Source organism: Pseudomonas sp. MAFF 730105 (genome assembly GCF_055380705.1).
The window spans coordinates 233,800-247,040 of the sequence record NZ_AP018438.1; the positions used below are offsets into that span (position 1 = coordinate 233,800).

Annotated in this window: 9 protein-coding genes; 7 read left to right on the forward strand and 2 right to left on the reverse strand. The window is 63.3% G+C overall.

All coding sequences use genetic code 11. From position 1 onward, the window contains the following. Positions 1-2: 2 nt before the first annotated feature. From PCOSP_RS01020 to PCOSP_RS01035, 4 genes are read left to right on the forward strand one after another with little or no spacing between them, the layout of a single operon-like run. A complete protein-coding gene (locus PCOSP_RS01020; RefSeq protein WP_464710110.1) occupies positions 3-6,323 on the forward strand; it encodes an Ig-like domain-containing protein in 6,321 nt (2,106 codons plus the stop codon). A gap of 46 nt (positions 6,324-6,369) precedes the next feature. Continuing rightward, complete coding sequence (locus PCOSP_RS01025; protein ID WP_139646177.1) at positions 6,370-7,881, forward strand: TolC family protein; 1,512 nt, start codon at positions 6,370-6,372, stop codon at positions 7,879-7,881. 12 nt (positions 7,882-7,893) lie between these two features. Beyond that, positions 7,894-8,679: an aspartyl/asparaginyl beta-hydroxylase domain-containing protein gene (locus PCOSP_RS01030; RefSeq protein WP_464710111.1), complete on the forward strand. Its 786-nt coding sequence runs from the start codon at positions 7,894-7,896 to the stop codon at positions 8,677-8,679. Next, positions 8,667-9,608 carry a sulfotransferase family protein gene (locus PCOSP_RS01035; RefSeq protein ID WP_464710112.1) on the forward strand — a complete coding sequence of 314 codons (942 nt, stop codon included), beginning with the start codon at positions 8,667-8,669 and terminating at the stop codon, positions 9,606-9,608. The genes PCOSP_RS01030 and PCOSP_RS01035 overlap by 13 nt, the downstream gene beginning before the upstream one ends. 37 nt (positions 9,609-9,645) lie before the next feature. Here the strand turns inward: PCOSP_RS01035 and PCOSP_RS01040 are convergent, their stop codons facing one another. Further along, positions 9,646-10,407, reverse strand: a complete 762-nt coding sequence (locus PCOSP_RS01040) for a slipin family protein (protein WP_175361987.1) — start codon at positions 10,405-10,407, stop codon at positions 9,646-9,648. Between the two features lies 1 nt (position 10,408). Further along, a complete protein-coding gene (locus PCOSP_RS01045; RefSeq protein ID WP_175384559.1) occupies positions 10,409-10,933 on the reverse strand; it encodes an NfeD family protein in 525 nt (174 codons plus the stop codon). A 155-nt stretch (positions 10,934-11,088) separates the two neighbouring features. Here PCOSP_RS01045 and PCOSP_RS01050 point away from each other — a divergent pair, with 155 nt between their 5' ends. The 3 genes from PCOSP_RS01050 (at position 11,089) to PCOSP_RS01060 (ending at position 13,106) form a co-directional block, all read left to right on the forward strand. Further along, positions 11,089-11,334: a DUF2789 domain-containing protein gene (locus tag PCOSP_RS01050; protein WP_139646187.1), complete on the forward strand. Its 246-nt coding sequence runs from the start codon at positions 11,089-11,091 to the stop codon at positions 11,332-11,334. 208 nt (positions 11,335-11,542) lie between these two features. Beyond that, positions 11,543-12,124: an alpha/beta hydrolase gene (locus tag PCOSP_RS01055; RefSeq protein WP_464710113.1), complete on the forward strand. Its 582-nt coding sequence runs from the start codon at positions 11,543-11,545 to the stop codon at positions 12,122-12,124. A gap of 49 nt (positions 12,125-12,173) precedes the next feature. Beyond that, positions 12,174-13,106, forward strand: a complete 933-nt coding sequence (locus PCOSP_RS01060; RefSeq protein ID WP_464710114.1) for a sigma 54-interacting transcriptional regulator — start codon at positions 12,174-12,176, stop codon at positions 13,104-13,106. The last annotated feature ends 135 nt before the right edge of the window (positions 13,107-13,241 follow it).

Consider the following 13,241-nt stretch of genomic DNA (forward strand, 5'->3'; position numbering starts at 1 on the left):
TCATGTGGTGGAGCAAAGGTAAATCGCGGGTAATCGAGGGTGCACAGGCCCTGGCATCGCCAATGATCATGTCTCTGGAGCCGCGGATGCTGTTCGACGGCGCTGTCGCCGCGACCGTGGCCGATGCCGCGCAGCCGGACACCCATCCGACCGCCGACGCGGCCAAGACGCCCACGGCCGATCAGGCCACCGATACCCACGCGGCCCAGGGCCAGACCGATGCCACCGAGGCCGCCGTTCCGGGCAAGTCGGTGGTATTCGTCGATTCCCGGGTCAAGGATGCCGCCAGCCTGCTCGAAGGTGTGGCGCCCGGTACCCAGGTCGTGCAACTGGACGCCACCAAGGACGGCCTGCAACAGATCGCCGATTACCTGGATACCCACCAGGGAGTCAGCTCGGTGCAGATCATCGCCCACGGCAACGCCGGTGATCTGTGGTTGGGCAACGCCTATCTGTCGGCGGAAAACGTCCAGGCCCGCAGCGAGGTGCTGGCGCAGATCGGCAAGGACATGAACGCGGGTGGCGACATCCTGATCTACGGCTGCTACACCGCCCAAGGTGATCGTGGCCTGGAACTGGTCGATTCGCTGGCGCAGTTGACCGGCCGCGATGTGGCCGCGTCCAACGACCGTACCGGCCTGGGGGGCGACTGGGACCTGGAAATCGCCACCGGCAACATCGAAAGCGCCAATGTGCTGTCTGCCAGTGCAATGAGCGACTATCAATGGGGTCTCGCCACCTGGACAGCCACCAATAACGCCAACACCGGCGTCGGCTCATTGCGTGCGGCCCTGGCCTCTGCGCAGAACGGCGACATCGTGACCTTCAGCAGCGGCATGACCGTCGCGCTGACCCAGGTGCTGGTGGTCAATAAGAACGTGACCATCGATGGCGACCTCAATAACGACAACGTCGCCGATGTCACCCTCGATGGGCAATTCCGCACCCAGGTCCTCAACGTGACGTCCGGTACGACGGCGACCCTCGATGGCTTGGTGATCACCCGTGGCATGGTGGCGGGTGACGGCGGCAATGGTGGCGTCGATGCTGCGGTCGCCAAGGCCGGTGGTATCTACAACGCCGGCACCTTGACCCTGAAGAACGTCACGATCACCGCGAACGCCGCATCGGGCGGTGGTGGCGGTGGTGGCGTGACGCCGCAATATGCCGGCGGCGGTGGTGGTGGCGGCGGCGCGGTCGGCAGCGGTACGGGCGGCCGGGGCGGCGACACGATCAATGCCACGGGCTCCGTCGGTTCGACGGGCCAGGGCGGTGCCGGCGGTGGTTTCTTCAACATGGGCGGGCGGGGTGGTAACTCCACGGGCGGCGCCGGCGGTGCCGCTTACCCGGGCTATAGCACTGGATCGGCCGGCGGCACGGCGGCCAGCGCCGGCTTGTCCATCGGCGGTGGTGGTGGCGGTGACGGCTACAACGCGGTCGGCGGTGCCGGTGGCGGCGCGGTCGGCGGCATCTACAACGACACTGGCGCGACCCTGCGCATCATTGGCAACTCGGTGATTTCCAACAACATCGGCGCCGGTGGTGGCGGTGGCGGCGGCGGTGCTGGCGGTGGCTACACCCACACCGGCGGTGCGGGCGGCGTCGGCGTTGGCGCCATCTGGAACAAGGGGACCATCCTGATCACCGCCGCCAACTTCGCGGCCCTGTCAGGTAACGTCGGCGGCAGCGGTACCGGGGGCGGCAGTGCGGGCACCTCGGGCACCTCGCCGGCCTCTGTCGCCAACGTCTACGGTGACGGCGGGACCATCAACACCAACTATGTGCCGGACTTGACCCCGCCTACCGCGACTGTCGTGGTGGCCAATACCAGTCTGAACTCCGGCGGCACATCCCTGGTGACTGTCACCTTCTCCGAAGCCGTGACGGGGTTTACCTCAGCCGACCTGACGGTGCAGAACGGCACCGTGGGTGCCTTCAGCAGCGCTGATGGCGGTATCACTTGGACCGGCACGCTGACGGCGGCCAGCAACATCGCCGACACCACCAACGTCATCACCCTGGACAACACCGGCGTTGTCGACCTGGCGGGCAACGCTGGCGTGGGCACCACCGATTCGAACAACTACGTGGTCAACGACACCGTGGCGCCGACGGCGACCATTGTGGTGGCCGATACCGCACTCAAAAGCGGTGAAACCTCGGCCGTCACCATCACGTTCTCCGAAGCGGTGACCGGCTTCACCACCGCCGACCTGACGGTGGCCAACGGTACCCTCACCGGGTTGAGCAGCAGCGACGGCGGCATCACCTGGACCGCTACCCTGACCCCGGATGCCGATGTGACCGACACCACCAACCTGGTGGTCCTGGACAAGACTGGCGTCGCAGACCTGTCCGGCAACGCCGGGGTGGGCACCACCAACTCGAACAACTACGCCATCGATACCCTGCGCCCGACCGCTACCATCGTGGTAGCCGACACCGCGCTGAGCGTTGGCGAAACTTCCCTGGTGACCATCACCTTCAACGAGGCGGTGACCGGCTTCACCACCGCCGACCTGACGGTGGCCAACGGTACCGTCACCGGACTGAGCAGCAGCGATGGCGGCATCACCTGGACCGGGACGCTCACCCCGACCGCCAGCATCAGTGACACCTCGAACCTGATCACACTGGCCAACAGCGGCGTTGCCGATCTGTCTGGCAACGCCGGCACGGGTACCACCGACTCGAATAACTATGCCATCGACACGCTGCGCCCCACCGCGACGATCGTAGTGGCCGACACCGCGCTGAGCGCGGGTGAAACCTCACTGGTGACCATCACGTTCAGCGAGGCCGTCAGCGGGTTCACCCTGGCCGACCTGACGGTCGCCAACGGCTCCTTGAGCGGGTTGAGCAGCGCGGATGGCGGTATCACCTGGACCGCGACGCTTACCCCAAGCGCCAGTGTCACTGACGCCACCAATCTGATCGTCCTGGCCAATACCGGGGTGAGCGATGCGGCGGGCAACGCCGGCAGCGGCACCACCAGCTCCAACAACTACGCCATCGACACGCAGCGCCCCACCGCCAGCATCGTCGTTGCCGACCCCACGTTGAGTGTTGGCGAAACCTCGTTGGTGACCATTACATTCAACGAGGCGGTCACCGGTTTCACCACCGCCGACCTGACGGTGGCCAACGGTACCGTCACCGGGTTGAGCAGCGGCGACGGCGGCATTACCTGGACCGGAACATTCACTCCGAGTGCCAGCACCACCGACGCGACCAATCTCATTACCCTGGACAACACCGGGGTAAGCGATGCGGCGGGTAACGCCGGCAGTGGCACCACCGACTCCAACAACTACGCCATCGACAATGTACGTCCTACCGCCACCGTGGTGATTGCCGATACGGCACTTGCCGCTGGCGAAACCTCACTGGTGACCATCACCTTCAGTGAGGCGGTGACCGGTTTCACCCTGGCCGACCTGACCGCTGCCAATGGTAGCCTGAGCGGGCTGAGCACCAGCGACAACATTACCTACACCGCCACCTTCACTCCGAGCGTCGGCATCAGCGACACCAGCAATCTGATCACCCTCGACAACACCGGTGTCGTGGACGGTGTGGGCAATGCCGGCACCGGCACCACCGATTCCAACAACTACATTGTCGATACGCAACGCCCGACCGCCACCATCGTCGTGGCCGATAACGCGTTGAGCGTCGGCGAAACCTCGCTGGTGACCATTACGTTCAGCGAGGCGGTCAGCGGCTTCGACAACTCGGACCTGAGCGTAGCCAACGGCACGCTGAGCGCCGTCAGCAGCAGCGACGGCGGCATCACCTGGACCGCTACCCTTACGCCGACCCTCGGGATCGTCGACACCACGAACGTCATCACGCTGACCAACACCGGTTTCAGTGATGCGGCGGGCAACACGGGTACCGGCACGACCAGTTCGAACAACTACCAGGTCGACACCAACGTGCCGACAGCCACCATCGTGGTCGCCGATTCGTCGTTGAGTATCGGTGAAACTTCGACGGTGACCATCACCTTCAACGAAGCGGTGAATGGGTTCGACAACAGTGACCTGACCGTCAGCAACGGCACCCTGACCAGCGTCAGCAGCAGCGATGGCGGCGTGACCTGGACGGCCACCTTTACCCCGAGCGTCGGTATTTCCGATACCAGCAACGTGATCACCCTGGACAATACTGGCGTGCGCAATGGTGCGAGCAACGCCGGGGTCGGCACCACCGACTCCAACAATTATGCCGTCGATACCGTGCGCCCCACCGCGACCGTCGTCGTGGCCGATACCGCCATCGGCGCTGGCCAGACCTCGCTGGTGACCATCACCTTCAGCGAGGCGGTGACCGCTTTCACCACGGCCGACCTGACGGTCGCCAACGGTACGGTCACCGGGTTGAGCAGCAGTGACGGCGGTATCACCTGGACCGCGACGTTTACGCCGAGTGCCGGCATCAACGACACCAGTAACGTCATCACCCTCACCAACGGCGGTATCGCCGACCTGGCGGGCAACATCGGCACCGGCACCACCGATTCCAACAACTATGCCATCGACACCCAGCGTCCGACCGCCACCATTGTGCTGAACGATTCAACGCTGCGGCCGGGCGAGACCGCCCAGGTGACCATTACCTTCTCCGAGGCCGTGACCGGCTTTACCAACGCTGACCTGAGTGTTGCCAATGGCAGCCTGAGCGCGGTCAGCAGCAGCGATGGTGGCCTGACCTGGACCGCCACGTTCACGCCGACCGTAGGCGTGAGCGATGCCACCAACCTCATCGTCCTGGACAACACCGGCGTAAGCGATGCGGCCGGCAACGCCGGGACAGGGACCACCAACTCGGCCAATTATGCGGTCGAGACACAGGTGCCGACCGCCACTGTCGTGGTAGCGGACAGCTCACTCACGGTGGGGGAAACCTCGCAGGTGACCATTACCTTCTCGGAAGCGGTCAGCGGCTTCGACAATTCGGACCTGAGCGTGAATAACGGCACGTTGAGCAATGTGTCGTCCTCCGACGGTGGCGTGACCTGGACGGCGACGTTCACCCCGAGCGCCGGAATTTCCGACACCAGCAACCTGATCAGCCTGGACACCAGCGGCGTGGTCAACGTTTCCGGCAACAGCGGCGTCGGCGTGGTGAACTCCAACAACTATGCCGTCGACACGGTGCGCCCGGGCGCCACCATCGTGGTGGGCGATACCAGCCTGGGCATCGGCCAGACCACCACCGTGACCATCAGCTTCACCGAGGCGGTGACCGGTTTCGACCTGTCGGACCTCAGTGTCGCCAACGGTGTGCTGTCCAACCTGGCCAGCAGTGACGGCGGCCTGACCTGGACGGCGACGCTGACGCCTTCGGCGGGTGTCAACGACGCCACCAACCTGATCCTGCTCGACGCCAGCACCGTGCAGGACATGGCCGGCAACGCCGGCGCGGGTATCGCGATCTCCAGCAACTACGTACTCGATGCTACCCGGCCGACCGCGACCATCGTGGTCGCCGATTCAAACCTGACTGTGGGTGAGACGACCCAGGTGACCATCACCTTCAGCGAAGCCGTGGCCGGTTTCGATCTGTCGGACCTGAGCGTCACCAACGGTGAACTGACCAATCTGACCAGCAGTGATGGTGGCAAGACCTGGACAGCGACCTTCACTCCCACGGTGAATCTCACCGACCCGAGCAACTTCATCGCCCTGGACACCAGTAACGTCAGCGACGTGGCGGGCAACGCCGGGGCAAGCGTGGCGGTGTCCAACAATTACGCAATCGACACGGTGGTGCCCAACGACGTGAAGCCACCGCCGGAGTTCCTGACATCGGATCCCGTCACGGTCATTCCGCCATCCGATGTGCCGTTGCAACCGATCGTCTTCACGCCACCGACGGGCAACCTGGGTTCGCCGTTGGGCTTCCCACCGCTGTTCGAACAGCGTGATGTGGGCGGCGGTCTGCGGCCTATAGGCGATATTTTCATCAACCGTGGCGAGCTGGCGCCAAGCTATATCGCCCAGGTATTCAGTACTGATGCCGCCGGCGATGGCTCGGGTCAAGGGTTCCTCGGTTTTGGGGGCGGCGATGGCGGGGTGTTCGGCAGCAGCACCATTTCGACCTTGTTCAACCATGATTCCGGCACCGATAACGAGTCGATGAATGCCTTCGGCAACGCGTCGATGCAGGGGGGGGATGTTTCCCAAGGTATGCGCGGGATGTTCGGCGCACCGACCTTGGGCCAGCAATTGCAACACATCAAGGACACTGAGCAACGTCAAGTCGACAGTCTGGCCATGGCGCTACAACAGGTAGGCGTCAGCCAGGCACAGGCCTGAAGCATTCAATAAGAAAATTGTGCGGCAACCAGGGGCATTCCAGGGAATGAATAGAAGTCAGAAGTTATTCGGTATGAGTCTGCTGGCCGTGATGGTCAGTGGGTGTGCAGTCACCAGTGAGCCGATCGATCGCAGCGTCAGCGAACAGCGCGCCCAAACCGATCTGCAGAACATGTACAAGGGCCAGGAGCCCCTCAGCGGCCCGTTGACGCTGCACCAGGCCATGGCCCGGGCAGTGAAATACAACCTGGAAGGGCGCCTGAAAATCATGGAAGAGGCCCTGGCCAAGCGGCAGCTGGACCTGGCCAGTTTCGACATGCTGCCACGCATGGCGTTGGATGCCGGTTACGTGGGCCGCAACAACGTCAACGCCTCCAGCAGCCAGAGCGTGGAGACCGGCACCCAGTCCCTCGAACCGTCGACGTCCCAGGACCGTGATCGTGAAGTGGCCGACCTCACCATGGTCTGGAACGTGCTCGATTTCGGCGTGAGCTACATCAGCGCCAAGCAGGCCGGTGACCAGCGGTTGATCGTCCAGGAACGCCGGCGCAAGGTGATCAACACCATCGTCCAGGATGTGCGTTCGGCCTACTGGCGAGCCATGGCTGCCGAACGCCTGCTCAAGCAGATCGACAGCCTGATGGCCCGGGTCGAGGCGGCGCGCAACAACAGCCAGAGCATGAGCGAACAACGCATCGGTGACCCGGTGCAGGCTCTGGGTTACCAGCGCTCGTTGATCCAGGCCACCCGCCAGCTCGAAGAGCAGCGGCGCGCGTTGTCCCTGGCCAAGACCGAACTGGCCACCCTGATCAACCTGCCCTTGGGCACTGAGTTGACCCTTGCGACCCCGGATGAGTACGAGATCCCGGAACTCAAGGTCGACATGGCCCGTCTCGAGCACGAAGCCCTGGCCAGCCGTCCGGAACTGCGCGAGCAGGATTACCAGACACGCATCACGGCCGCCGAAACCCGCAAGGCCATGCTGCGCCTGCTGCCAGGGCTGGAGTTTTCCGCCGGCGGGCACTACGACAGCAACTCGTTCCTGGTGGAGCAGGGCTGGGCGGACTATGGCGTGAAAGTCACCTGGAACCTGTTCAACGTGATCTCCGCTCCGGCGGCCATCGACGTGGCCAAGGCCGGTGAAGAAGTGGCGGCGGCGCGGCGTCAGGCAATGTCGATTGCCGTGCTGGCGCAGTTGTACGTCGCCAACGCCAACTACCGCGATGCGCTGCGCCAGTTCAAGACCAACCAGCAACTGTCGGACATCGATGGGCAAATCGTCGGCCAGTTGCGCAGCCGTCATCAGGCCGCCGGCATCGGTGAGCTGGACCTGATCCAGGGCGAGCTCAATACCTTGCAGGCGGACCTGCGACGGGATCTGTCCTATGCCGACCTGCGCAATGCCTATGGTCAGATCTTCGCCAGCGCCGGTCTCGACCCGATGCCCGATGAAGTGCAATCGACCCAGGTGCAGTCGATCGCCACGGCACTGGCCAGCCGCGAAGCGGCCTGGGCCCAGGGCGACATCACGGTGCCGAAGGCGGCGGTGAAGCCATAACCGGGCGTGGGCATGACGCGTCCGGCGTTTTCCCGGCTACCGGTGACGGTGGATCTGCCCCTGCTGTTGCAAGCACTGGCAGCCATTGAGGAGGATCGCTGGCAGGGGCATTTCAACAGCGCCTATTACCACGGCGACTGGAGCGGCGTGGCGCTGATTTCGGCGGTCGACGCGCTGACCGAATTGTCGCCCGGCCAAGGGCAGCCGTTGCGCCGGCCGCCCTGGTCAAACGATGATCGCTGGCACCAGGCGTTGCGCGACTGGTCCGTGGAGATCGTTTCGGCCCGGCTGCTGCGGCTCGGCCCCGGCGGCCGGATCCACGAACACCGTGACTATGACCTGGGCGGACCGGACGCCGACCTGCGCCTGCACGTGCCACTGCTCAGCCCGCCCGAAGTGGATTTCTGGCTGGAGGGGCAGCGCATCCCGATGAAGGCGGGTGAGTGCTGGTTTCTCGACTTGTCACGGCCCCATCGTGTCGACAATCGGGACCGGTTGCCACGGGTTCATCTGGTGCTCGACTGTCGCCCCGGCCCCTGGCTGGAGCAACAGATTGTCGATGGGCTGCCCACCACCCCAGCTGTCCGCGACGAACTCGGCGACTTCCTGCGCTTTCAAGAGCAGGTGGCAAGCGATCCGCAACTCGCCCGGACCCTGCAGAGCCTGGCAGACCCGGACGCCTTCATCGAATGCGCCCTGACGCTGGCTGCCCGGCAAGGGCTGCAGGTGCGCCGGGAGGAATTGCGGGCGGCCATGCGCAACGGTCGTCGGCAGTGGAGCGACCAATGGAAGGCCTGAACCTGCAAGGCTGGCTGCCGATCCGCGTGTGGCAAGAGGCGGGGCAATGGCGGGTCGATTGGTGCTGGTTCGGCGAGAAGCCCTTGTCGCAACCCTTCTTCGGTGATGCCGTGGAAGACGCTTTGCGCCTGCCCTTCAATCAGGCGTTCCGGCGCCAGACTCCCTTGGACGCGCTCGCCCAGTGGCAGTGCCAGAGCCCTGGCCTTGCGCCCAGTGCATTCATCTTCCATGCCTCGCGCTGTGGCTCGACACTGATCAGCCAGATGCTGGCGCAACTGGACGACCACATCGTCGTATCCGAACCGCCGCCACTGGATCGGCTACTGCGCAGTGATCTTCCCGCCGCCGAACGCTGTGCGGCGCTCAAAGGGTTGCTGTCGGCCTATGGGCAGCCTCGTCGAGGCGTGGAGCGGCGATTGGTGATCAAGCTCGATGCCTGGAACATCGGTGAGCTGTCACGGCTGCGTGAGTGTTTTCCCGATACGCCTTGGCTGTTCGTGTACCGCGACCCGCTGGAAATTGCCGTGTCTCATCTGCGCCGCCCCGGCATGCACATGGTGCCGGGGATGATTGGTCCGAGCATCCTGGACGACGGGCTGCCTTTCGGCGGCCCGGAAGACTTCATTGCGCGTAGGGTCGGGCGATTGCTGCAGGCCGGGTTGGAGCAATGCCAGGCATCCGCTGCACAGACGGTTGACTATCGCGAGCTGCCCGACGCCATGGCAGGCAGGCTGGCGGTCTTTTTCCAGCTTGATGAGGTGCAGCGCAGGCAGGCGTTCGCCAGCGTGAAGCGGCACGCCAAGCAGCCGGCGCAGGGTTTTACCGGCGACAGCGAGGAGAAGCGCCGGGAGGCATCGCCCTTGTTGCGCGAGCGGGTACAGGCGTGGGCGCAAGGGCCGTATGAAGCCCTGAAGTCCCTGCCAGGGTAATCAGTTCTATGGCCTGTTTAGGCTCGGCGGCGCTCCATCAGGGCTTGTTCGGCGACAACTCCGCCATCCCCTTGAGCAACTCGATCGGCAGGGGAAAGACAATGGTGGAGGACTTGTCCCCGGCAATCGACCCCAACGTCTGCATGTAGCGCAGTTGCATGGCGCCCGGCTGGCGCCCGAGCATCTCGGCGGCCTGCATGAGTTTTTCCGACGCCTGCAGCTCGCCTTCGGCGTGGATCACCTTGGCCCGCCGCTCCCGCTCGGCCTCGGCTTGCCGGGCGATGGCGCGAATCATCGATTCGTTGAGGTCCACATGCTTGATCTCGACGTTCGCCACTTTGATGCCCCAGACGTCGGTCTGGGCGTCCAGTACCTGCTGGATATCGCCATTCAATTGCTCGCGCTCGGCCAGCAGTTGGTCCAGGTCATGTTTACCAAGCACGGCGCGCAAGGTGGTCTGGGCCAGTTGGCTGGTCGCCATGAGGAAATTCTCGACCTGGATGATTGCCTTCTGCGGGTCGAGGACGCGGAAATACAGCACCGCATTGACCTTCACCGAGACGTTGTCGCGGGTGATCACGTCCTGCGGCGGTACATCGAGCACTATGGTGCGCAGGTCGACGCGGATCATTTGCTGCACCACCGGAATCAGCAGGATCAGCCCGGGTCCCTTGACCTGCCAGAACCGGCCGAGCTGGAACACCACCGCACGCTCGTACTCGCGCAGGATCCGGAAGGTCGAAGCGGCCAGTGCGATCAACAGCAACAGCAGCATCATAAAACCGATTTGCATACCCATCTCATGCTCCTTGTGAGTCAGCGGGGACCACTTCCAGCATCAGGCCCTTGCGTGCGACGACGCGCACCGCTTGTCCAGCCCGTAGCGACGTCGCGCACGCCACTTGCCAGCGTTCGCCTTCCAACTGCACCCAGCCATGGTGATGATTGCCGACCTGCAGGGTGGTAATCACGGTGACGCTTCCCAATAACGCGGCATCGCCGCTGACGGGATGACGCGGCCGGGTTTTCAACGCGCGGAACAACAGAAAAATCAGCAGCAAGGCACTGACCAGGCCCAGCCCGACCATCAAGGGAACAGGCACATCGGCATCGGTCAGGATAATCGCGCCGACGACACACAAAGTGATGCCGCCCAGCCCGGCCACACCATAGTTGGGCAAGGCCACCTCGGCGATCAGTAATGCCACCCCCAGGGCAATCAGCCAGAAACCCAGGGAGTTGGCGACCATTAACGCAGGGCCATCGGCTGCCAGCGTCGGCCCGCTCACGGCCAACAGCGCAAGCATCAAGCAGCGAATATTCACCGGATCCTCCGCAACGCCCGTGCGTGACGTTTATCCACAGTCGTTACTTACAGTCTAGTCGAACCGTGGGTTGATCGAATTTTGAGCAGTCTGGCGATGCTCCAGAGGCTAGACTGCTGGGAGAGAAGCCGCATCCAGCCATGTCAGGAGTTCCCATGGAAACCCCAATCCACAGCCTCCCCGCCCTGTTCAAGCAACTGGGGCTGCCCGACGACGCCATCAGCATCGATCAGTTCATTGCCAGCCATTCACCCCTCAAGCCCGAACTGCACCTGGCTGACGCGTTCTTCTGGAGCAAGAGTCAGCAGCAATTGTTACGCGACGAAATCCTCGAGGATGCCGATTGGGCGGTGGTGGTGGATCAGTTGGACGTGTTGTTGAGGAAAGGGCGCAGTGACTGATGCAAATGCAGAACCTGTGGGAGCAAGCCTGCTCGCGATAGCGGTCTCACATTCAACGCAGAGCTGACGGATATATCACTATCGCGAGCAGGCTCGCTCCCACAAAGTTGATATTCATTTTTATTATTAACAAATAGCTTCTTATTCCTTAAACAATATATCTCTCCTCCCTATACTCGTCCCTGAACAGACACGCAGGAGAGCACCCATGCGCAACGAATCGACTCGCTACCTGATTGTGCCGGGCTGGCAAGGATCGCCGGAAAATCATTGGCAGACCTATTGGCAGAACAGTCTGCCCAACAGCGCCCGGGTCGAGCAGGACGACTGGCTGACGCCCCGGCGTGAAGACTGGGTGGCTGCGCTGGCCGAAGCCATTGCCGCCGACAACACCCCGGTGATTCTCATTGCCCACAGCCTGGGCTGCATCACGGTTGCCCATTGGGCCGCCACCGCGCCGCTGCAACTGTTGCGGCAGGTTCGCGGGGCGTTGCTGGTCGCGCCGGCGGATGTCGAGCGGCCGGCCTGTGTGCCTGCGCTGCGCAATTTCGCACCGATTCCCACCGATCCGTTGCCCTTTCCCTGCCACGTGGTCAGTTCCGACAACGACGCCGCAGTGAGTGCGCCGCGTGCGCTGGAGTTGGCGCGTAGCTGGGGGGCCGAAGCCGGGATTCTGGCCGGGGCAGGACACATTAACGTGCAGTCCGGCCATCAGCGCTGGGAGCAGGGTTTCGCCTATCTCTATCGTCTGCAAAACCGCATGGAGCATCACGCCCTGCGTCGCGCCTGAATTTTTTGACGCCCTTCCGTTACCCGGCGGTGTGGGGCGGGAGTCTGCCATGAGTTTGCATGAAACCTTCGGTCAGCCGTTGCTGACCTTTCCCGATGCGGAAAAAAGCCCCCTGAGCATCCGCGCCAAGGCACTGGTGTTCGTTGATCCACGTTCGCGCCAGTTGCGCCAGGCTCTGGAGCAACTGGCGCCACGCGCAATCCCGGTGTTGATTCGCGGCGAAACCGGCACGGGCAAGGAATTGCTCGCCCGGCACATCCACCGTGAAAGCGATCGTGGCGGGTTGTTCGTCTCGGTCAATTGCGGCGCCATCAGTCCGACTTACGCCGACGCCGAATTGTTCGGCTATGCGGCCGGCAGCTACAGCGGTTCGGCCAGCAGTCGCGCCGGCTGGTTCGGTTCGGCCAACGGCGGCACGCTGTACCTGGATGAAATCGGTGATCTGCCGCTGCCGATCCAGGTCAAACTGCTGGCGGCCCTGGAAAACCACGAGGTCACCCGCGTTGGCGCTCATCAGCCCAGCCCCGTGGACGTGCGGCTGGTGGCGGCCACCAGCATCGACCTGGCGCAAGCGGTAGCCGCCGGCAAATTTCACCAACGGCTTTACCACTACCTCAGCGAAGGCCGTCTCGAACTACCGGCCCTGCGCGAGCGGGTGGGCGATATCCTGCCCCTGGCCGAATACTTCCTGGGCATCTACACCCAGCGCCTCGGCCTGACCATGCCGCTGATCAGCGAGGCGGCCCAGCAGGCGCTTGAGCGGCATAGTTGGCCGGGCAATACCCGCGAACTGGAGAACGTCATTCATTTCGCGTTGCTGGTGAGCACGGAAGAGGAAATCTTGCCGGAGCATTTGAACCTGCCATCCCTGCCCTCGGTACTCGACGCCATCGAGCAGGCAGCAAAGACCCTCGCAAGCGCAACGGCTGCCGAGCGTGTGGCATTCAAGGCGCTGCTTACCCGTCTGGAGCCGCTCTTCTAAAGCCTTGCCGAGAGCATGTTTTATATATGAGTAAAATGAATATGAACTTGAATAAAAGATATTGTTAAGGAATAAAAAATATCGGTATCGTCCGCTTCACGCGAGCGATAGCACTTCGCTTGCACCTCACCCTTT